16 protein-coding genes are annotated in these 21,704 nt (G+C 40.5%); 2 read left to right on the top strand and 14 right to left on the bottom strand.

What is annotated here, in order from left to right; genetic code table 11:
* Positions 1–114 precede the first annotated feature (114 nt).
* The 5 genes from ftsX to SRA_RS03135 form a co-directional block, all read right to left on the bottom strand.
* A complete protein-coding gene (ftsX, locus tag SRA_RS03155; protein WP_003087570.1) occupies positions 115–1,050 on the bottom strand; it encodes a permease-like cell division protein FtsX in 936 nt (311 codons plus the stop codon).
* Complete coding sequence (gene ftsE, locus SRA_RS03150) at positions 1,043–1,735, bottom strand: cell division ATP-binding protein FtsE (protein ID WP_003087568.1); 693 nt, start codon at positions 1,733–1,735, stop codon at positions 1,043–1,045. The genes ftsX and ftsE overlap by 8 nt, the downstream gene beginning before the upstream one ends.
* Positions 1,736–1,802: 67 nt before the next feature.
* Positions 1,803–2,898 (bottom strand): peptide chain release factor 2 gene (gene prfB / locus SRA_RS03145; RefSeq protein ID WP_126417917.1). Its coding sequence is split into 2 segments (ribosomal slippage): positions 1,803–2,825 and positions 2,827–2,898, totalling 1,095 coding nucleotides; the frame shifts between segments, so codons are not numbered across the junction.
* 48 nt (positions 2,899–2,946) lie between these two features.
* Entirely contained in the window at positions 2,947–4,065 is a 1,119-nt protein-coding gene (gene queG / locus SRA_RS03140; RefSeq protein WP_003087565.1) for a tRNA epoxyqueuosine(34) reductase QueG, read from the bottom strand.
* A 148-nt stretch (positions 4,066–4,213) separates the two neighbouring features.
* Positions 4,214–6,136: a fructose-bisphosphatase class III gene (locus SRA_RS03135; protein ID WP_003087563.1), complete on the bottom strand. Its 1,923-nt coding sequence runs from the start codon at positions 6,134–6,136 to the stop codon at positions 4,214–4,216.
* A gap of 271 nt (positions 6,137–6,407) precedes the next feature.
* Here SRA_RS03135 and SRA_RS03125 point away from each other — a divergent pair, with 271 nt between their 5' ends.
* Positions 6,408–7,265, top strand: coding sequence for a metallophosphoesterase (locus SRA_RS03125; protein ID WP_003087560.1), 858 nt, complete (start codon positions 6,408–6,410; stop codon positions 7,263–7,265).
* A 208-nt stretch (positions 7,266–7,473) separates the two neighbouring features.
* On the opposite strand, the gene SRA_RS03120 is transcribed toward SRA_RS03125, so the two are convergent.
* The 6 genes from SRA_RS03120 to SRA_RS03095 all read right to left on the bottom strand — a co-directional run bounded on the left by SRA_RS03120 (position 7,474) and on the right by SRA_RS03095 (position 16,647).
* Positions 7,474–8,226 carry a glycerophosphodiester phosphodiesterase gene (locus SRA_RS03120; RefSeq protein WP_003087558.1) on the bottom strand — a complete coding sequence of 251 codons (753 nt, stop codon included), beginning with the start codon at positions 8,224–8,226 and terminating at the stop codon, positions 7,474–7,476.
* 415 nt (positions 8,227–8,641) lie between these two features.
* Positions 8,642–11,323, bottom strand: a complete 2,682-nt coding sequence (locus tag SRA_RS03115) for a calcium-translocating P-type ATPase, PMCA-type (RefSeq protein WP_003087556.1) — start codon at positions 11,321–11,323, stop codon at positions 8,642–8,644.
* 225 nt (positions 11,324–11,548) lie between these two features.
* Positions 11,549–12,721: a sialidase family protein gene (locus SRA_RS03110; protein ID WP_003087554.1), complete on the bottom strand. Its 1,173-nt coding sequence runs from the start codon at positions 12,719–12,721 to the stop codon at positions 11,549–11,551.
* A gap of 465 nt (positions 12,722–13,186) precedes the next feature.
* Positions 13,187–14,215, bottom strand: a complete 1,029-nt coding sequence (pdxA, locus tag SRA_RS03105) for a 4-hydroxythreonine-4-phosphate dehydrogenase PdxA (protein ID WP_003087551.1) — start codon at positions 14,213–14,215, stop codon at positions 13,187–13,189.
* Positions 14,216–14,240: 25 nt separating this feature from the next.
* Positions 14,241–15,398 (bottom strand): iron-containing alcohol dehydrogenase, encoded by a 1,158-nt coding sequence (locus SRA_RS03100; RefSeq protein WP_003087549.1) that lies wholly within the window; start codon positions 15,396–15,398, stop codon positions 14,241–14,243.
* On the bottom strand, positions 15,388–16,647 hold the full coding sequence (locus SRA_RS03095; RefSeq protein WP_003087547.1) for a four-carbon acid sugar kinase family protein: 1,260 nt from the start codon (positions 16,645–16,647) through the stop codon (positions 15,388–15,390). Before SRA_RS03095 ends, SRA_RS03100 begins: the two co-directional genes overlap by 11 nt.
* A 163-nt stretch (positions 16,648–16,810) precedes the next feature.
* On the opposite strand from SRA_RS03095, the gene SRA_RS03090 reads away from it, so the two are divergent.
* A complete protein-coding gene (locus SRA_RS03090; protein WP_003087545.1) occupies positions 16,811–18,595 on the top strand; it encodes a sigma-54-dependent transcriptional regulator in 1,785 nt (594 codons plus the stop codon).
* Between the two features lie 40 nt (positions 18,596–18,635).
* On the opposite strand, the gene SRA_RS03085 is transcribed toward SRA_RS03090, so the two are convergent.
* The 3 genes from SRA_RS03085 to dapA are packed head-to-tail and all read right to left on the bottom strand — an operon-like array spanning position 18,636 to position 21,215.
* Positions 18,636–18,983 (bottom strand): hypothetical protein, encoded by a 348-nt coding sequence (locus SRA_RS03085; RefSeq protein WP_003087543.1) that lies wholly within the window; start codon positions 18,981–18,983, stop codon positions 18,636–18,638.
* Between the two features lie 18 nt (positions 18,984–19,001).
* Positions 19,002–20,279 (bottom strand): SLC13 family permease, encoded by a 1,278-nt coding sequence (locus SRA_RS03080; protein WP_003087541.1) that lies wholly within the window; start codon positions 20,277–20,279, stop codon positions 19,002–19,004.
* A 27-nt stretch (positions 20,280–20,306) separates the two neighbouring features.
* Complete coding sequence (gene dapA, locus SRA_RS03075; protein ID WP_003087540.1) at positions 20,307–21,215, bottom strand: 4-hydroxy-tetrahydrodipicolinate synthase; 909 nt, start codon at positions 21,213–21,215, stop codon at positions 20,307–20,309.
* Positions 21,216–21,704: the final 489 nt, after the last annotated feature.

Below are 21,704 nucleotides of genomic sequence, written 5' to 3'. Positions count from 1 at the left end.
GACTAGAAGAAAAAGGGGTCAGCCCCAAAACCGTAATCTTGTCAGAAATCGGTTTTAGGGCTGACCCCTTTAATAATATCAATGTCATTTGACCCAGGCTGTTCCGTACCTTTTTTATATCTTCAAGAAGCGTCTCATTGACAGAATAGAACCAAGAGAACCGATAATAATACCGATGACAAACATCGCTCCAATGAGATAAAAGACAAATGGATTAGGCTCATAAAGAGACAGATTTTGAGTGGCCAGATTAGGGTTAAACTGTTCAAAAGCAAACTGATAGAGGTAACCGACAATCAGTGACGGAACAATGGCTCCTATAAGACCGACCCAGGCTCCTTCAAAGAAGAAAGGCATTCTGATATAGCCATTTTTAGCACCAACCAGACGCATGATTTGAATTTCATTGCGGCGGGAAAGAATGGTAATCCGAATCGTATTCGAAATCAAGAAGATAGCAACCAGAACCAAAAGACCAGTTCCAACCAGTCCCCAGGTACGCACAAAGTTAGCCAACCCAAAGATGCGGTCGGTGTCAGTACCGCCGTAAGCCACCGAATCAACGCCTGATATTTTATCAATCGCCTTGGCTACTGACTTAACCTTGCGAGGCGAAGTTGTCTGCACGATATAAACATCGTACAGAGGATTGGAATCCCCGTCAAACAGGGTCCAGTCATCCCCCATTGTTTTCTTCAGTTTTTCTAATTGCTCGTCCTTGCTTGAAAAGGTAATCTTTTTAACGTTTTTAATCTTTTTGATCTGATCATAAACCTTGTGGTAATCAGGGTTGTTAATTTTTTTGTTTGAATTGTTAGGGTCAACATATGACTTTACATTATCTTTAGAATCAACCTGCAAATAAGTGTTAATCTGAACATTTTTTTCAATGCCAGAAGCTAATTTTTCGGTATTCAGGAGAAAAGCTGCAAAGATACCAACCAAGGTCAGGGTAATCGCTACAGACGTGATAGCTGCAATAGACATCCAGCCATTGCGCTTGATATTTTTAATGGACTGCCATAAGTGACGGAAAAATCTTCTAATCATTGTATCCGTAAACTCCTTCCTCTTCGTCGCGAACAATGCGGCCGTCTTCAATGGCAACCACACGGTGGCGAAGTGTATCTACAATCTGGCGGTTATGGGTTGCCATCAAAACAGTAGTCCCTTGAAGATTGATACGTTCAAGCAACTGCATAATTTCCCATGAAATTTCAGGGTCTAGGTTTCCTGTCGGTTCATCGGCAATCAGAACTTTAGGATTATTGACAATAGCTCTGGCAATTGCAACCCGCTGCTGTTCCCCGCCTGAGAGCTGATCAGGAAAAGAACGCATTTTATGCTTGAGTCCAACCAAGTCAAGCACTTCTGCTACACGTTTTTTAATCACACGCGGCTTTTCCCCGATAACTTCCATGGCAAAAGCAATGTTTTCAAACACTGTTTTATTAGGCAGAAGCTTATAGTCCTGAAAGACAACACCGATGCCGCGGCGAAGGATGGGAATTTCTCGCTTTTTCATTTTAGACAGGTTAAATTTGCCAACCTTAAGCAACCCCTTAGTCGTTCTTTCTTCACGGTAAAGCAGTCTGATAAGGGTTGACTTCCCTGCACCTGATGGTCCTACCAGATAGACAAATTCACCTTGATCAACAGAAATTGATATGTTTCTCAAGGCAGTCGTACTGCGGTGATACTTTTTTGTAACACCCTTCATTTGAATTAATGCCATGTCTTGCGTTTCCTTTTCTTTAATAATATCTTTGGAGAATCGCTCTCCTTTGTAAAAAACCAGTTTTCTACTCCATGCGCCATTTGAGGAAGGCATCAATAAAGCCATCCAAATCACCGTCCATAACCTTGTCAACCTGCGCAACTTCATAGCCTGTGCGATGGTCTTTTACCATAGTGTAAGGGGTGAAAACATAAGAGCGAATCTGACTGCCCCAAGTGATTTCTTTTTTATCACCTTTAAGGGCATCTACTTCCTGAGCTTTCTTTTCCTGCTCCAGCTGATAGAGCTTTGCCTGCAGCATTTTCATAGCCCGGTCACGGTTGCCATACTGCGTACGGTCAACTGTTGAAGCTACTACAATGCCAGTTGGTACATGGGTCAGACGGACACCTGTCGAAACTTTGTTAACATTTTGACCGCCGGCTCCGCCAGAACGAAATGTATCCATCTTGATGTCCTCATCTCGGATGTCCACTTCAATCGTATCATCAAGTTCAGGCATAACCTCTACAGAGGCAAAGGACGTATGGCGGCGTTTAGCCGAATCAAAGGGCGAAATTCTTACCAAGCGGTGAACGCCCATCTCTGACTTCAAAAGGCCGTAAGCATTAGGGCCTTCAAAGGACAGCGTTACAGACTTGATACCTGCTTCATCACCCGCTTGGTAATCCAGAACTTCTACCTTAAAATGTTTGCTGCTGCCAAAGCGTGTATACATTCGCAGCAGCATATCTCCCCAGTCCTGTGCTTCTGTACCGCCGGAACCCGGATGAATTTCTAAGATAGCATTATTGGCATCGTAAGGTTCTGACAAAAGAAGAGTCATTTCATAGCTGGACATCATCTTGTCCAGCTTTTCCAAACTATCTTCCAAGTCAGCCTGCATTGAAGGCTCTTCATCTGCCAATTCATACAAAATTTCAGCTTCATCGGATAGGCTTTCCATGTTATGGAAAGTGTCGTACTTAAGTTTTAAGTCATTTAACTCTTGTGAAGTTTTTTGAGCTGACAAATTGTCATCCCAAAAATCAGGCTCAGTCATCCGATTTTCTAAGAGTGCAATCTCTTCTTCCAAGCGATCTAAGTCAAAGAGACCTCCGAAAGCCAGTCAGCTTTTCTTTGTTTTCTGCTAATTTTTGGCGCATTTCTGCCATATCCATATTTCATACCTCATTTTTCAGTATCTGTTTTATTCTAACATAGTTCATTTAAAATTGCCATCTATTAATCACGGCCTCTCGTTCTTTTATGATAGCGTCATTATCTGAATCAATGCTTAAAATAAAATTCCGCAGCTCCTCTGTTGGTTTTTTGACAATTTCGCCCAAGGCCCAGATGGCTGTTGCAGCGTGAATGGGATTTTGGCTGCTGTCAATGATCTCCAGCAGTTTGACAACAGCGTTTTTGTCATGGGCATTAGCCAGGGCAATGATGGCATTGCGCTGCAAAATATTTTTTCCGCGCCAGGAACCGGCAATCATGCCAAATGTTTTCTTAAACTGACTGTTAGACAAATTTAAAAAAGGAATCAGCTCTGGTTCTGCCAGTTCAGGATCAATAGCGCTGGCCAAAGGATTATCGAGCCCTTTATTATAAGGACAGCAGATTTGACAAATATCGCAGCCATAAATGACAGTCTTAATTTTCTTTCTGAATTCAAGATCCATCATGCCCTTATCCTGTGTCTGAAAAGACAGGCAGCGTTTGGCATTCATTGTTCCATCACCAAGCAAACACGAAGTCGGACAGGCGTCCAAGCAGCGGCGGCAATCGCCGCAATCATAATCAACAGGACTGTCAGGTTCGATTTCCAGATTGGTAATCAATTCTCCCAGATACATGTAAGAGCCAAATTCCTTGGAAATGACTAAACCGTTTTTCCCGATAAAGCCTATCCCAGCCCGTCTGGCAACAGCTGTATCAACTAAGGCACCTGTATCAACCATGCCTTTATACTCAAAATTTTCAGTCAGCCTTTCGATTCCGTCGGCCAACTGTTTAAGCTTGTCCTGGAGAACATAATGATAATCCAAGCCCCAGCTGTTAGGGGTGATTCTGCCTCGCCGATACTGTGTTTTGGGCGGTTTAACAGGGAGCTTATGCGGATAAGCCACAGCGATGGAAATGATTGTTTTGGCACTTGCTAAAGAGAGCTTAGGTTTAATCCGCTCCTCAATATTTTTATGTTCAAAGCCTGAAGAACGCCCTTCTTCAACAGAAGCGCGCAGCGATTTTTCCAAATAAGCAAAATCATCGGCAGTCGTAAAGCCGATTTTTGAAATCCCGATTTCTCGAGCCAGCCTTTGGATTTCTTCCTTAATATTCATAAGTCTATCTTAAAGGATTTTTAAAAAGAGAGCAAGTCACAAGCTAATATAACTAGAGCTAAAAAAGGACCGGAAAGTGTTTCCGGTCTCTTTGCTGTATCTGCCAACAAGCATTGCTGCAATAGATAAAATGCGCAAGATTAGCCCTTCAATATTTATCAAAATGACGATAAAGGTACTCTAAATGCTTGATTTCATCGCAAATACGATGGCCGATATTGGTATCTTTGACTAAAATACGACGGCTGGATTCCTCAACCAGACGTCTGGTTGAAAGAATGTCATAATTGCCCATTAGCACATCCTGACTATTGGTAAAAGGCTGATGGGCCACCAGCAGCATGCCATAGCTGTTAAAAACCAAGGTATAGCCTGCCAGTCCTGTTTTCTTTTGGTAGGCTTTAGCAAAACCGCCATCGATGACAAGCATTTTACCGCCTGCCTTGACAGGATTTTCCCCGTCTTTTTCTTTTACAGGCGTGTGACCGTTGATAATATGTCCCTCTTCGCTCAGACCAAATTCTTTCAGAATGTCCCGGCAGACACTTTCCTTATTTCGCAGCCGGTAGTAAGGATTTTTGACTTCCTCATGTGTGGCCTTATCTTTAATAAAATAACGCTCAAAGGTTGTCATGGCTTTTTTCCCGAAAAGAGAAGAATTTTCTCCTACCCAGAGATACCAAAAAAGATCCGTTGAAAAATCTTCGTGCTTATCGGGGTGCCGATAAGATTGGCGGATTTCTTTCTCATAAAAATCCAACAGTTCCTTGCCGGAGTAGCTTCTGTTCTTGATTTTCAAGGATTTAAAATCACCGTTTTCATGCAGAGGAATACAGCCATGAAAAAGCAGATTGCCGTTGTATTGCAAATACATGGATCCTTTTTCAAACAAAAAATCAACATGGCGCTTTAAGCACTCTGATGTCTGAAAAGCGTGCATCAGCTGCTTGAGAAGTTTTTCTTCTTCATCATCCAGCGCACAAGGGTTTTCAGCTGCAATACGGCCGCTGTTAAAATCCGACAAAGCATAGTCTCTGCCTTTTAAACAAATCGTCTTTTGCGCATAATCAATCATTTCCAGAACCTGACGGTGTTCCAGCTGAAAATCCGGCCGCCGGTGAATTAAACGGCTCTCTAGTTTAAACTGCAAAATAGCTGTTGCCTGCTGAACAACATTCAGCAAGTTGTTTTCTTCCTGAGACAACTCCCCTTCGTCCAAAATAGGATCAAAAGCTGATACAGGCTGATAATACTTACGGCTGTAGTCAACAAGCTTTCTCAGATTGATTCCGTAACGATCTTCAATCAAGGTTAAATTGTTGTATCTGGCAGCAATGCGAATGACATTAATCATACAGGCATAAGAGCCTGAAACGGCTCCCATCCATGTAATATCGTGATTGCCCCATTGAATATCAACGTTGGGCAGTTTTTCCAAACGGTTTAAAATAATATCAGGGTATTTTCCGCGGTCATAAATATCACCGACAACATGCAAAACATCCACAGCCAAACGCTGAATAACATAGGATAGGGCAATGACGAGCTCTTCCAGCTGATTGAGTTCTGTAATCTTATCAATAATTGCATCAAAGTAACCCTCTTTATCAGGATTCCTTTCGATTTCTGCCAAGAGTTCTTCAATAATATAAGCAAAATTGGCGGGCAGACTCTTCCGAACCTTAGAGCGCGTGTATTTATTGCCGAGGTATTTAAGAACTTGAATCTGAATAGGTACCAAAGCAATCAGCTTTGCTTGCAGGGCATTGTGCGAGAGAGTTTGCTTATCAAAAGCTATCTTTTGTTCGGGATAGTAGACAAACAAACAAAATTCTTGACTATCCATAGCGGATAGCTCATATAGGTCAAAGCATTCCTGAATCTTAGACTTAACAGAACCTGAACATGTCCTCAGGATATAATCAAAGGCTGGGTATTCACCGTGCAGGTCGCTGACAAAATGCTCGGTTCCTTTAGGCAGATGACAGATGGCTTCCAGATTGATAATTTCTGTCAGAATATCTGCTCTGGTAGGAAATTTTTCCTTAAGTAGTTGATAAAAGGCCTTCATTTGATCTCCTTTAGCTGTGTCAATCCCTCAAAAAGAAGCTGGTGACAATCATTAAAAGTTTCTGCAGCAAACAGCTGCTGCATAACGATTATAAAGCTTTTTGGCAGCGCTGTCAATTACTAACAGACTGCATTATCAGCCCTTTTAAATACCCAAGAAAAGATCTGCCTAATCTGCTAAACAGCCAAAATATTATCAATAGAAGTGTCCAAGGCAACTGCTGCAATCTTTATGTTCCTTCTTTTCTGGAAAATCGTGGTACAATACTCTTATGACAAAACTTGCTATTATGAGCGATCTCCATATTGACCTCAATCATTTTGGAGACTTTGAAATAAAAACCCTTAAGCAATTGCTGCAGGCACAGCATATTGATCACCTTCACCTGGCAGGGGATATTTCCAATCATTTTTACAGCCACACCCTTCCTTTTATTGATGACTTACAAAAGGATTTGACAGTCACCTACAATCTAGGAAATCATGACATGCTGGACTTGGATGAATATCATATTCAGACTTTTGATTTTCAGACACATCAGGTAGGCGAGGCTTCTTTGCTGGCTCTTCACGCTTGGTATGATTATTCCTTTTCCAGCCAAGACCCTGCTAAAATTCAGCGTCTGAAAAAAATATTTTGGTTTGATCGGCGCCTGCAGCGGCTAAAAGACGACCCTGCCATCGCCCAAGAATCCTTGACAAAACTAAATCAAACTCTGACTTCTTTAGAAAACAAGAAATTGATTGTTGCCATGCACTTTGTTCCCCATCAGCAGTTTCTTATGACGCATCCGCGGTTTGCACCTTTTAATGCCTTTTTGGGCAGTCAGAAATTCCACGACCTTTTTGTTCGGCACAATATTAAAGACGTTGCCTTTGGCCACGCTCACAGAAGTTTCGGCGATGTCACTCTTGACGGTGTCACTTATCATTCCAGGCCTCTGGGCTATATCCGAGAGTGGGATTTGACCATTGATTTTGTCAATCAGCACCCTGAATATAACCCTAGCGGCAGTTGGAATCTCAGTAAACGCTACAATGCAGTCAAGCACCTAGCAGTTTTTCAAGAATATAAAAACAAACACTTGGCAACAGAATTTCTTAACTCCATGACCATCTTTGACCTTTGAAGCTACTGCTAGTTAAAATCTTTAATCAAAGATGGAAACAACCCGCCAAAAAGGACTGACAAAAATAATTTGTCAGTCCTTTTTGAGTTATAAAAACGCAAAACCCTATCAAGAAAGACACTTCTTGCTAAAGAGCTCTGCACATGAGCAGTCCTAAGAGGCTTTAAAATTATTGCAGAATATCGCTGAAACAAAGAAAAAAATTTCCTTAATCCTCATTGTGCTTTATTTTCGCTATCGATAACGATTTCCTGACCCTGACCGCTTCTTCCGGCTTATCCGTAATAATACCCTTAACATTAGCCAAATAAGCTTTTTTCATGTCACTGCTTTTATTAATGGTCCAAATCCTGAGCGGCTTTTGCTTTCCCTTTTGGGACTTGTCCAAAAAGAAAGAACGGTGGCAATGCACAGTTTCGATAAAATTTAAATTCCTCCCAAGCCAGTAATAAAGAGGTTTCAGTTTTACCAAATAAGCCCGTTCAGCCTTAGGATCATGCTTTTTCATTAAAAGCAGACTAAGAAAGTTGAAACTGGAATACATGTGAGAAAAGGGACGTTTTTTAGCATGCATTAGTTGAGCAATCTGCTTTTCAATCTTAGGATAAGGGTATCTGTTGGTTTTCAGTTCAATATTTAGAATACCCGTAAAATGATATTCCTCTAAAAACTGTAAAACTTCCTCTAAAGTTGGCACCTTTTCACGGAAATAAGCTGGATGGAACCAAGATCCGGCATCAAGAGTTTTAAGCTGCTGTAAGGTCAGGTGCCGCACAAGCCCACGGCCGTTTGTAGTGCGGTTAACAGACTCATCATGAATAACAACCAAATGATTATCTTTGGTTCGGTGAACATCAAGTTCGATACCGTCACTGCCAACACGCACCGCCTCAGCAAAAGCAGCCAGAGTGTTTTCTGGGCGGTTGGATTTACTTCCTCTATGAGCAAAAATTTGGGTCATCAGTTTCTTTCTAAATTACATAAAAGTACCCTTATTTTACCATAAATTGTTGACGAGAACACTTATTCGGCCTAAAAATAACAGTCTGATAAGAATCTTTTAGGCTGCAATCAAAGAAAAAGTCTATTTTCATAAAATAAAAAGGGAGTGGGACAGAAATCAGTAGTTTCGCAGAAACTTGATTTCATCGTCTCACCCCCGCACAGTTGAGTAGGGTTGTAAAAGCTGATTTATCAGCGCATTAGAACCCACTCAACAGTGATTGATTGGCACTAAAGTGTCTAATCAATTGTGCATAGGAAACTCTAAGTTGACTAAAATCAACAAAGTTTCTCCAAACCACTGTGTTTTGTAAACTATTCCTACACTAATAAAGAAGCTGAGTACTTTTGTCCCAGCCTCTTAAATAGGTTTTTTAAATAGCTTTTTGATCCTGTCCTAATGCCCGCTGAACAGCTTTCACCACTTCAACAATCACCAGCATGAGCAAGCTTCCTGTAACAACAGCCAGCCACTGAGTAACACTTAAATGCGCTACGTGGAAGAATTTATTGAATCCTGGAACGACAATTGTAACCATCAGGATAATGAAGGCCAAAGGAATGGACCAGTTGAAGAGCTTATTGCGGAACAGTCCGACTTTAAAGACAGATTGGTAAACAGACTTAACATTATAAGCGTGAACCAGCTGGATTAATCCCAGAGTAGCAAAGGCCATGGTCAAAGCGTCTTCATGAACATCACGCATGGCTGAGTGTTCCGGATAAAGCAAAGCCCATCCGTAAACACCAAGCACCAGAAGTGTCTGCAAGAGACCTTGATAAAGAATTGCTCCCATGACTCCACCTGAGAAGAAGCTTGATTTACGCCCGCGCGGCTTATGTTTCATGACACCTGGCTCAGCAGGTTCAACACCAAGCGCAATCGCTGGCAGTGTATCGGTTACCAGATTGATCCAAAGCAGGTGAACTGGCTCAAGCACATCCCAGCCAAACAGGGTAGCAAAGAAGATGGTAAAGACTTCGGCCATATTAGCGGAAAGCAAGTACTGAATGGACTTCTGAATATTGGAGAAGACCTTACGTCCTTCTTCTACAGCAACGATGATGGTTGCAAAGTTATCATCAGCAAGAACCATGTCAGAAGCCCCCTTAGACACTTCAGTACCAGTAATTCCCATACCAATACCGATATCGGCGGTTTTCAGAGACGGCGCATCATTAACTCCATCACCGGTCATGGCAACAACCTTGCCTTCATTTTGCCATGCTTTAACAATGCGAACCTTATGCTCTGGAGATACACGCGCATAAACAGAATATTGCTTGAAGACTTTTTGAAACTCCTCATCGGAGAGTTCATTGAGCTCTGCGCCTGTAAATACATGATCGATGCCATCATCATCAATGATGCCCAGACGCTTAGCAATGGCTTCGGCTGTATCTTGGTGGTCCCCTGTAATCATAATCGGACGGATACCCGCTTCCTTAGCTACACGAACAGCATCGGCAGCTTCCGGACGTTCTGGGTCAATCATTCCTACCAGACCGGCAAAAATCAGATTGTTTTCAACGATTTCAGTTTCTAATGTCGGAATTTGATCTTCGTACTTATAGGCCATCATAAGAACGCGAAGAGCCTGTTTAGCCAGCGATTTATTGGTTTCCAGAATGGTCTTTTTATCGTCTTCGGTAATGGGACGGACACTCCCGTTTTCCTCAATCTGTGTGATACGTTTGAGCAGCTGATCGGGCGCTCCTTTTACCGCAACGAGATATTTACTTTGATCTAACTTGTGAATGGTTGACATGAGTTTGCGGTCAGAATCAAAGGGCAGCTCTGCCACACGCGGCTCTTCCTTGAGAACGTCACGAATATCAAAATTATGATCCAAACCGTACTGCACAAGGGCTGTTTCCGTAGGGTCGCCCAGCAATTTTCCAGTGACATCAAGTTTGCTGTCGTTGGCAAAATTCATGACCCGCAGCGCCATATTATTAACATCAATATCATCATTAGCATCTGCCAGCTGACCGCTGTAGTAAAGTTTTTCAACCGTCATCTGGTTCATAGTCAGAGTACCGGTCTTATCGGAAGCAATGATTTCAGTTGAGCCAAGAGTCTCAACAGCCGGAAGCTTACGTACAATAGACTTGCGTTTAGCCAGCGTTTGGGTTCCTAGAGAAAGCACAACAGTAACAATCGCCGGAAGTCCTTCAGGAATAGCAGCTACGGCCAGAGCAACCGCAGTCATCAAACCTTTAAGTGGGGGTTCATTGCGGACAAAGACACCAACAATAAAAGTAATGATCGCAATTGCCACAACCAAATAAGTGAGGACTTTGGACAGCTGATTGAGGTTTTGCTTCAGCGGTGTATCAGTTTCATCAGCATTGGCAAGCATACCAGCAATGTGACCGACTTCGGTAAACATCCCAGTGTTGGTAACCACACCCATACCGCGGCCGTAAGTAACATTAGAATTTTGGTAGGCCATATTTAAACGGTCGCCAATACCAGCATCTTCAGCAATTTCAGCAGTTAAATCTTTTTCAACAGGGACAGATTCACCGGTTAGGGCCGCTTCTTCAATTTTCAGCGAAGCTGCTTCCAGCAGTCGCATATCAGCCGGTACAACATCACCTGCTTCCAGTAGAACAACATCACCAGGAACCAAGTCCTTGGAATCAACCTCAGTTACATGTCCGTCGCGGCGGACACGCGCCAGAGGACTGGACATAGATTTGAGAGCTTCGATAGCTGCTTCTGCCTGCCCTTCTTGATAGACCCCAAAAGCTGCATTAAGGACAACAACTACAAGGATAATGATAGCATCTGTCAGTCCTTCCATCCCTTCCGTAATCACTGAAAGCACAGCAGCCACAAGCAAAATGATAATCATTAAGTCTTTGAATTGGTCCATGAACTTAGCAAATATCGAACGCTTTTCGTCCTCATCCAATTCATTGTGTCCGTAATCAGCCAAGCGCTGTTTAGCCTCAGCAGTCGTCAGACCCTTTTTAGAAGTCTCTAAACTGGATAAGACAGTCTCTTCGTCTTGGACATAGAAAGCTTCTTTTCTTTGTTTTTTCGACAAAATTATTCTCCTTCTTGGTCTTTAAAAGAAAAAGACCTGTTTATTTAATAAACAAGTCTCGCTATTTAATATGTTGCCGGAAAACAGTTTCGGATTGACGACAACATCACGGCAAAACCGCTAGCTACTCCCTTGATAACTTTCATTATACCATAAATAAAAGCCTTTTCAATAATGAAAACCGTAAATTGTTTTATTTCAGCAGATCTGAAAAGCTAACAGTTTTTAATTTTTAACTCCTTCACCTGAAGTCGGATTATAAACATCATCTGCTTCTCTTTTCTCACCGAAAACATCTGCCGGTGAAAAACGCACATATTTGACACAAAGCCTGTTCCTATAGGCATAAACGAGATGCAACAATCCATCTTTAGTTTGATAAAGAGTTGGATATTCATATTGAGCGTTGTTAGTTTTATTTTCTGTTCCAATAAACCCTTCAGCTGGTTCTAAAATGCGGCCGATAGGCCAAGTTTTTCCAAAATCTTCTGAGATCGAAACGGCAACCGGATTGCGCAAACCAGGCCATGCTACCTTGCCGAATTCCGGATGACGAGCAGCGTTGACATTGTAAGCTAGAGCAATGTCGCCTGACTGGAGCTTAATAGCGCTGATGCTGGCATTATTATTGGGTAAGACTGTTTTTTGCGGAATTGTCCAACTATCACCGAAATCGTAAGACTCACTGATATAAACATTATCTGCAAAACGGCTGCGCATAAAAGCCACTAAATGCCCTGCCTCAACCTCAATCACATTAGCGTGCACCCGACCGTTGCTGTCCGGCATACGGACACGCTTCCATGTTTGTCCAGCATCATCAGACACTCGAAATTCTGTAGGGTCATTGGTCAAGCCTTCAGCTGAATCTTCACAAAGCCAAGTTGCAAAAATCCAGCGGCCGTTACTCAAAACTTGAATTGCCTGGCGTGAGAAAGTGCCTTCTTCTGGAAAAAGAATCTGCGGCTCTCCCCATGTCTGACCTTCATCGCTTGATTTTTGGACCATAATTACAGAGGTAAACTGCATGTTATCTTTGCCTTCCTGACGGCTCAGCTGAGAAGTATAAATCAGCCAAATCTGCCCGTCAGGAGCACGGAAAAAGGCAGGGTTTTGTTCACTTCTGTCTTTACCTTTGGAGACAATTTGGGGAATAGACCAAACCTGCTTTTCTGGATCGAGCTTGGAAACAGCAATGGAAATATCACCGCTGCCTTCAAATGAACCTGCAAACCAAGCACACAAGAGACCGCCATCTTGTGTTTCAATCAAAGCTGGCGCATGAGCCGTTGTCTTACCTCCAGTTGGAATCAAGGCAAAATCAACACCTAAAAAGTCATCCTGATAAACAATCCCATTAGGATCTGAAATTCTTACTTTCGGTAGTTCTGTAACCATAGTTCACCTCTTTATTCTACTTCTAATTTAATAACAGCTTTTGTAAAGCTTAAGGACTCATTTACATGAAAACGGCTTTATGATCATTCCACGGAAAACAAACATACCGGCTCATTTCATCAAATGATCTGTTGCTGCTGAATATTTTTCCATATCTCGTTCGGCCTTGTAAGTAATAGCTACATTTAAATTGGACAAGTTTCAAGCGCGCATACTCAGCACTTTCTAAAGCAACCTGCACATCAGTAAAGTTTCGATACACCTTAAACTGTGATTTTACCAGCGGCTTGTCTGTCCAGAACGCAAGAAAGTAAAACCGCCAATCAAAAGCATAATGCTAACCAATTCCCCAATCATTCTTATGGGCATTTATCACTTCCAAGGACAGATCTATTTTAAGTAAAAGAGCAACCTATTTTCTAGGTGTTCAGCACAATCCAAGATTGTACCAAACCTCTTCTTATCTTATGAATTTTCTGATAAACGAATGGCATAATCAATGGCATTCTCAAGGCTCAGCTCACTAGTCATCCAGTTCCCTGCCTGATCAAAAGCTGTTCCGTGATCCACAGAAGCACGGATAATCGGCAATCCCAGTGTGATATTGACACCTTGAACAGCCTGCCAGGAACCCTTTTCTTGATCATAGACAAAACCAAGCAATTTCAAAGGAATATGCCCTTGATCATGATACATAGCTACAACAATATCATACATGCCGCCGTTAGCTTTAGAGAAAAGCGTATCTGCCGGGAGACTCCCTTCCACATTGATGCCCTCATCTTTAGCTGCCTTAACAGCTGGATTGATCTGTTCGATTTCTTCACGACCAAAAAGTCCATTTTCACCGCAATGAGGATTAAGACCCGCCACGGCAACTCTTGGATTTTTAATGCCAAGATTCTTACAAGCCTTATCAGCAATGCGAATAACATCCAAAACACGTTCCTTAGTCGCACGGTCACAAGCTTCACGCAGTGACACATGGGTTGAAACATGGACAACACGAAGATTGCCGTCTGCCAGCATCATCGTGTATTTATCTGTTCCAGTCAGATCCGCATAGATTTCAGTATGACCGGCATAATGGTGACCTGCTGCATTCATGGCTTCTTTGTTGAGCGGATTAGTAACGGTCGCATCAATTTCCTTAGCCAAAGCCAATTCAATAACCTTTTTAACATATTGAAAAGCAGCATCACCGCCAGTTGTTGAGACTTGACCAATCTCAAAATCAGCCATATCAACAACACCCAGATCAATTAAATCAATCGTGCCATACTCATATTTACCGTCTTTAGGATTTTGGATAAGATTAACCGCTAAGTTAAGTTCAGGGTGTTTCTTTAAATAATAAGTCAAAACAGAAGCATCACCAACCAAAAGCGGCTGACAGCGTTCATACAGCTCAGGCTTATTAAATGCCTTTATTGAAATCTCAGGCCCAATTCCAGCAGGATCTCCCATGGTAATACCAATAATTTTCTTAGACATCTTTCCCTCCTTATTTCGCTCTTTTTTACAGAACTTGCTGATAAATTTCACGGGCATCATCTGCTGTCACTGGACGCATATTGTTCACCAGCAGCCGCTGAACTTCCATACCAGAAGCGACCAATTCTTCCAAATCACTTTTTGGAACACCAAATTCTGTCAGACTTTTTGGAATTTGGAGAACTTCAACAATCCGATCCATTTCCTGAATGATGTACCGAGATTTCTCACTAACAGAAAGCGATTTATCGCCATTATGAACAACACGGTCATAAGCTTCTGCCAAGTATTCCTTGATAGCTGGCTCATTAAATTTCATGACTGGCATTAAAAGAATAGCATTAGAGACACCGTGTGCAATATGGTATTTACCGCCCAATGGATAAGACAAGGCATGAATAGCCGTTGTACCAGAAGCTGTAATGGCAACGCCAGCGTAGAAAGCTGCAATCAGCATTTTCTTCTTAGCTTCCATAGCATCTGGATTCAGAGTTGCTTCCACAATGTTGTTAAAAATCAAGTCAAATGCTTCTAAGGCAAATGAATTTGAAAAAGGATTGCGTTTTTTTGAAGTGAAACATTCAATGGCATGGCACATTGCATCTACACTAGGGGCCGCTGCAATGCGTGCTGGCAGATTTCTAATAAAACGAGCATCTAAAACAACAAAATCTGGAATCATTTCTGCATTGACAATGCCAATTTTAAGGTTTTTCTCCGGAACAGATACGATAGCATTAGGAGTTGCTTCAGAGCCAGTCCCTGCAGTTGTTGGAATCAATAAACTAGCTACTTGCTTTTTAGCCAAAAGTGGATTGTCCAGTAAATCCTTAACACCGTAGTTATCTGTCGAAAGAATAGAGGCCAGTTTAGCGGAGTCCATGGCTGAGCCGCCACCAATTGCAATGATAAAATCAGCTTTTTCGGCTTTAAACTGATCAACTACTTGCTGCACTTGATCATAAGTTGGTTCTGCAGGAATGTCTGATACGATTATGTAGGGGAAACCTAAATCTATCAAAACTTCCTCAAGCAGTTTAACTAAACCGGCCTTGATAATTCCCTTATCGGTGAAAATCACAATTTTTTTTGTAGCAGCTGGGATAACAGTCTTTATTTCTTCCAAGGCATGTTCTCCAGCCAATACATTTTTAGGCATTTTCAAACTGTAATCAGTTAACATGGTTTTCCTCCTTTTGTACCATTTTATTGATATCTTCAAATAATTCCCGATGTCCAAAACCACCGGATTTTGTGATGACTTGAATCACCTTATCTTTCCAAGTTAATTCGGCTAAAACGACTCCTGCACTGAGTTCACATAGCGGTTTTATCTGGTCAATGTGCAATACCTGCATCGACTGATATAGTGTGTCGCCGCCTGTAAAAAGAAAGGTTCGGACCAACTCTTTCTCTAAAAGCTGCTCCGTGAGTTCTCCCAGAGACTGGCCGATTTTAAAACGAATGGCATTTCTATCTAAGCCTTGTGCTTGAGCATAGACTACAATGTCATGGCTGGTTTTTTCATCCAGTGTTTCAATAATAGCTAGTTCACTTTGTAAGATGTTTTCTAAATAGGTCCCTAATTTATCTTGGCCGCTGTCGCTCTGCCAGTAATTTTCTTCCAATAATTCCTGAGAACTTAAGGAAATACGCAAATAGTGTTTTTCTTGAGCGTATTCAATCTGCTGTCTAGTAATCGGATTAACTGAGCCACAGATAACAAGTAGTGGTTTAGTAAGCTGCGGTCTTAAAACTTCCTTTTTAGGAAAAAGCTGCTTAACCAGATACTTGGCAAAGCCTGCACAGCCGATAGTGACTGACAGTTGGTTCTGCTGATGGAGGTTAGCTGCAATTTCTTCTACCTCTTCTTCGGTTTCACTGTCAAATAAAAGCAAATGCTGTTTAGCTTTCAAGAATGATTGGCTGCTTACCAGTGATGTTTCAATACCAGCCTCTTGATTGAGACGCTTGGCAATGTCGCTTTCAGTTACAGGTTCATAAGGATCTTTAGCAAAAACACTGTCTGAAACCGGAACTTCATCAATGTACAGTTTTCCTCCCCGAATCACTCGCTTAATAGAAGGGTAGGCAGGAACCATTGCTGCTTTTTTCTCCGGAAATTGGTCTAAAAGTGCTTTTATCTCACTGCTGATATTTCCTCTAAGAGCCGAGTCCACTTTTTTATAAAAATAAGGGATACCATAATTTTTAGCATCAGATAAAATTTTGCTAACTAGCTGATAGGCATCTTCAAAGGACAGATAGCGGCTTTCTGTATTAATGACCAGTACTTCTACTTCATCCTCTAAACTGGTATAGTTTACTGATTGATTGGTCGTTACTAATGTATTGATCCCTTGACTTGAAAACTGAACTCCTGTGTCAAGGGCACCCGTAAAATCATCAGCTAAAACTAACAGCTGTATCACTGCAACACCTCCTTTGATTATTTATAGTCCTAGTTTATACTTTGTAAGAAAAAAATACTAGGTTTCAAAAAAAATAATTGTCTCTTTTTGAATCATCGTAAAGAATATTGATTTTTTTTCAGAACATTTATATAATAGTTTACAAATGAAACAGGAGGCTGTTATGAAACCTATTCGCTTACTTGGTATTGCTCCTTATGAAGAATTAAATCACTCTATGAATCTGGTTGCCCAGCAGTTTGATTCATTGTCTATAGATGTGTTCAATGCGAACTTGCAGGAAGGAAGAGACTTAGCTATACAATTAGCTCATAATTATGATGCTATCATCTCTCGCGGAGGTACAGCCCATCTTATTCAGGATGCTGTTGATATACCTGTAATTGATGTTTCAATTTCCGTTTATGACATTTTGAGCAGTATTAAATTAGCTTACAATTACAGCCAAAACATAGCAATTGTTGGCTATGAAAGCATTACTAAAAATGCTCACCTTATCTGTAATGTTCTGCAATATAATATCAAAATTATCACGATTGATCAGCCTGAGCAGACTGCAGATACCCTAATCAAACTCAAAGAAGAAGGCTGTGAATTGGTTCTTTGTGATGCTATCACTAACCATACAGCTCTTAGACTTTCATTAAATACAATTTTAATTACTTCTGGATTGGAAAGCATCAAAACTGCTTATAAACAGGCTATAACATTTACCAAATACATACAAAAAATAGAAACTCAGCGAAATGTACTTCAAGAGGTACTCTCAAAGCAAGCGCTGGCAACACTAGTCTTAAGCCAAGACTTCAAACCTATCTCCTCTAATCTCTCAGCAAAGCTCACCCATACTTTAATTCGTTTTCTAAAAAAGCAAAAACATCTGGATAACCAACAGCTCTACCATACACACAAAGGACAAACGTACCAGGTTAGATGCAATATTTTAACCCTCAATGAACAGCGTTATTATCATTGTGAACTAAAAATGGTAACCCCTCCTTTAATTCACCAGCAATTTGGTGTCACATTCAGCAATCGCTCAGAAATTGAAGACAAAATATCTCAGAAATTGCTTTTTGCTTCTTTTATTCAAGAGAAAAATCTAGTTCTCATGTCCCAGCTTCTAAAGCATTATAATGCTATGATAATTTTTGGAGAAGAAGGGACGACAAAAACAAGCCTTGCCTATTCCTGTTTCCTGAAATTTCAATACCATACAGCAAATCTTATCAGTATAAATTGTAAATTGTTTGGTGAACGTCTGTGGAAATATCTCAGCCACACCAGCAACTCTCCTTTACTTTATTCTGATAATACCCTTCTCTTTCAGCATTGCGAACAGCTGTCTTTAGAGGATCTGCGCAAACTTTTAGAACTTATAAAAAGCAGCAGCTTATTGCAAAGACAAAATATTATATTCACCTATACAACAAAAAAAGCAGATCCCGATAAGCTGATTTTTAAGGAAATTATGCAGGAACTTAACTGTGCCAGCCTCTATTCCTCTTCTTTATCTGAACGCCATACAGAATTAGCAAGCATTATTACCCTTCTGCTTAATAAAGCCAATATTGAATGCCACACGCAGGTTATCGGTTTTGAACCTCAGGCCATGCACACTCTTCAGAAATTTCAATGGACTGGTAATTTTTATCAGTTAGAAAGAGTCATTAAAAAGCTAATACTATCTGCTAATTCTTACTATATTTTAGAAAATGCAGTAATAGAAGTTCTATCCGAGGAACGCAGACATCAAAATCATCTGCAGCTAAGCTCAAATGATTCAAAAGAATCTGAACCGGTAATTATCGAAGAAAAGACTCTCTTTGATTACAGTCAAGATATTGTACGCGCTGTTCTTGAATACAATAAAGGAAATCAAACAAAAACTGCAAAACAATTAGGTATTAGCCGAACGACACTTTGGCGCTATCTCAAAATGAAATAAAAGGTTTTAGGTTATGCCTAAAACCTTTTTGTCATTCATCTTATTTTCTTAAAATATGAATAGCAAATCCACCAAATTCACCATCAATATAAATATTTTTTAACTTGCCATCTTCAGTCAACTGAATTGTATCCTCTAAAAAGTTAAATCCTTTTTCCTTTAATTCTTTAACAGCAGATTCTACATCTGCAGTAATCATAGCAACATGACCATTTTTGCCTAGGTACGGACTCTTGAGGCATTCAAAATAACCACCGGCAAATTCTGACTTCATGCCATGTCTAGGTTCTAAGTTAAACATTAAACTTAATAATTTAGCTAGTTCTAATGCTTGTTCTTCAGATTCTGTGTTAATCCCAATGTGGGCCAACTCAAATGTATTTTTCATGATAAAACCTCGTAAATATTAAACTGGGAATAAGAGCAAGGCTCCTGCTGTAAGTGCAAATAAACGAATAAAGTATTGAGGGATAGTAAATTTCCAAAATTCAACCATTGTGTAATTCCCTGTACCCATAATTAGAGCCGGCATCCCGTCTACAGGTAAGAAATGACCGCACCAGCCAGAAATGACAATAGCTGTTGCCGCAGCAGTCGGATCAAATCCAAGTTTTAAACAAGTTGCAATAGCTAATGGCGCAAATACATAGACAGTGCCAATCGTGGAGCCAGTCAAGGTGGCTAATAAACTGGTTAAAATACAGAAGGCAAATATCAATAAGAAAGGATTGATATTAGATCCAAGCATACCAGCTACAGATTTCCCGACCATTTCTGTAAGGCCAGTGCCCCCCAAAGCGTCTGCCACACCAATAACACCAGCTGACATAATAATTATCGGTGCGCTGATAGCATCTCTGATTTCCTTAAAATCTAGGACACCTACTAAGAAGATTGGAATAACCGCAATACCCGTCAAAGCATACCCAGCATCACCTATATAACTTTGTGAAACCATTCCAACTACAGCAAGTGCAAAAGACAAGTAAGTTACGAGCTCTTGTTTTTTAGTCAGATGCGTTTTCTCTCTTTGATCTGCTTCATTATCTGAAGAGTCCTTAGATATTGGATGTTCTGGTAAAAACTTATAAGCCAGAATTGACCATGCAAGGAAACCTAAAGAAAGAATAAGATTTACAATTGAAAATTTTACTAAGTTAACATTAGTGGCCGCTCCAGCAGCATCCAGCACAGCAACAGTAATCCCATATTGTAAGGCTGTATTAAATGGCACCAAAGGGTGATTAGCAGCAAAGCCTGCAGGCATCAAAACCTTAGATGGAGCAAGCGCTTTATTTTCAGGCAGAGCAGATAGGAACCCAATGACTAAAACATAATAAGCTGTAGAGCCTGTACCAAATAAACTGGTCCCCAGCATGACGATGACGATTAATAGAATATAGGCTTTATAGCCACCTTTTTTAGCCATATTAAACATGGCTATTTTAAATTTTGAAATAAAGCTTGTCTTCTGCAAGGCAGCAATGATAGCCATAAAAGCAGCAAGCATCATGATTGTTGAATTGGCAAAGCCTGCAAAAGCACCTTTAATATCGGACACCCCTGTCACAACCAACAAAAGCAAAGCAATAAGCGGCGGAGCTCCAAATGGCAATCTGTCTCTCATAATTAAAATAATCATAAAGACAGTAATTGCTAGCGCAATAATCATTTGAGTTGTCATAATTATCCTCCTCTATTTGCTCTTAGATTAATTCATCCCTTTTTCTTTATTAGCTGCTAAAACAGTTTTTAAAGCAGTTATCCCTTCTTCTGGTAAATAATTGAATGGACGACGGCAGTCGCCAACTGGATAGCCTAATAATTTTACAGCCGTTTTTACGACAGTATTTGGGTTGCCATATTGGAAAACAGCTCTAAAATCAGCAATAGAGTCCTGAGCTTGCTGGGCTTCTTCAACTTTTCCTTCTTGGAAAAGATCGTAAATTGATGAAAGAACATGCGGGTAAACATTTGAACAGCCCGCAATGCCTCCTGTTCCACCTTCTTTTAAAGCTGACAGAATCAAAGCATCATTTCCAGATAGTACAAAGAATTTCTTATCCAATTTTTTTGTTCTGTGGATATATTCTTTGAGATTCTCCCAATCACCGCTGGAATCCTTTGCACCGATGATATTATCAACATCATGAGCCAATTTTTCAACTGTCTCAGGCAGAAGTTTATTTCCTGTCCGTGCTGGAATATTATATAAAACAATTGGTAAGTCAACCTCTTTGGCAACTGCTGCATAGTGATTATAAAGTTCCTTTTGTGAAGCAAGAGCAAAACTTGGTGTGATAATAGATAAAACATCTGCTCCCAACTCCTGTGCAGCCTTGCTTAATTGGATAGTCTCTTTAGTAGAAATGCATCCTGTACCAGCATAAACAGGAACCCTTCCCTTAACTTGTTCAATGGTAGCTTTCAACACTTCAAGCTTTTCTTCATAGCTTAAAATGTAACCTTCTCCATTTGTTCCAAACGGAAAAATTCCATGTACGCCGCCCTCAATTAGACGTTCAATTTGATTTCGCAGTTCATCTAAATTTATTGACTCGTCATCTCGCATTGGCGTTAAAATGGGAGTAATAATTCCTTTTAGCTCAATAGTTTTCATGTGTGATTCTCCTTTACCCTAAAGGGGGATTTCTTGTTTTTAATAATCCTAATTATAACTATTTTGATATTCGTTTAGAAGATTTTTATAAGCAAATACGAAACAAAATGAAACATAAAAAAATAAAGTTCACTCATTTATCCTATTATTTCTTTTCAGTTTCTTTTTGAAACGTTTTTAGTCTTCTTGATCTCCTAAATATTATTGCCTCATGGATAGATGCAAAATTCTCTCCCATCAGTAATAAAGGGCACCCTAATCTTCTCTGATATTTCATTTTTACAGTCAGCCTGTTATAGCAGAGTAAGTGAGTTTGTTGAATCTCCTCTGCATATTCTGAACAATCAGAATGAAATCAAAAAACGAATGAATCCTGTAATAAGACCATCGCAAGTTATTAGCATTCGTTTTTTGATTTCTATTGACTATCCGTTTTCGAACAAGTCTAATAAAAAAACAAAGAGTTTCCAAACTCTTTGTTTTCCCGAA

The sequence above is a fragment of the Streptococcus ratti FA-1 = DSM 20564 genome, from assembly GCF_000286075.1.
GTDB lineage: Bacteria > Bacillota > Bacilli > Lactobacillales > Streptococcaceae > Streptococcus > Streptococcus ratti.
The sequence above is the reverse complement of the archived record's forward strand: the minus strand, read 5'-3'. Positions and strand labels throughout refer to the sequence as shown.

What these genes read in the sequence shown, in the direction of transcription:
- SRA_RS03080 (WP_003087541.1), bottom strand. Translation starts at nt 20,279, where the DNA reads ATGACAACTCAAATGATTATTGCGCTAGCAATTACTGTCTTTATGATT.
- SRA_RS03100 (WP_003087549.1), bottom strand. Translation starts at nt 15,398, where the DNA reads ATGTTAACTGATTACAGTTTGAAAATGCCTAAAAATGTATTGGCTGGA.
- SRA_RS03110 (WP_003087554.1), bottom strand. Translation starts at nt 12,721, where the DNA reads ATGGTTACAGAACTACCGAAAGTAAGAATTTCAGATCCTAATGGGATT.
- SRA_RS03085 (WP_003087543.1), bottom strand. Translation starts at nt 18,983, where the DNA reads ATGAAAAATACATTTGAGTTGGCCCACATTGGGATTAACACAGAATCT.
- ftsE (WP_003087568.1), bottom strand. Translation starts at nt 1,735, where the DNA reads ATGGCATTAATTCAAATGAAGGGTGTTACAAAAAAGTATCACCGCAGT.
- pdxA (WP_003087551.1), bottom strand. Translation starts at nt 14,215, where the DNA reads ATGTCTAAGAAAATTATTGGTATTACCATGGGAGATCCTGCTGGAATT.
- SRA_RS03090 (WP_003087545.1), top strand. Translation starts at nt 16,811, where the DNA reads ATGAAACCTATTCGCTTACTTGGTATTGCTCCTTATGAAGAATTAAAT.
- SRA_RS03125 (WP_003087560.1), top strand. Translation starts at nt 6,408, where the DNA reads ATGACAAAACTTGCTATTATGAGCGATCTCCATATTGACCTCAATCAT.
- SRA_RS03135 (WP_003087563.1), bottom strand. Translation starts at nt 6,136, where the DNA reads ATGAAGGCCTTTTATCAACTACTTAAGGAAAAATTTCCTACCAGAGCA.
- ftsX (WP_003087570.1), bottom strand. Translation starts at nt 1,050, where the DNA reads ATGATTAGAAGATTTTTCCGTCACTTATGGCAGTCCATTAAAAATATC.
- SRA_RS03120 (WP_003087558.1), bottom strand. Translation starts at nt 8,226, where the DNA reads ATGACCCAAATTTTTGCTCATAGAGGAAGTAAATCCAACCGCCCAGAA.
- queG (WP_003087565.1), bottom strand. Translation starts at nt 4,065, where the DNA reads ATGAATATTAAGGAAGAAATCCAAAGGCTGGCTCGAGAAATCGGGATT.
- dapA (WP_003087540.1), bottom strand. Translation starts at nt 21,215, where the DNA reads ATGAAAACTATTGAGCTAAAAGGAATTATTACTCCCATTTTAACGCCA.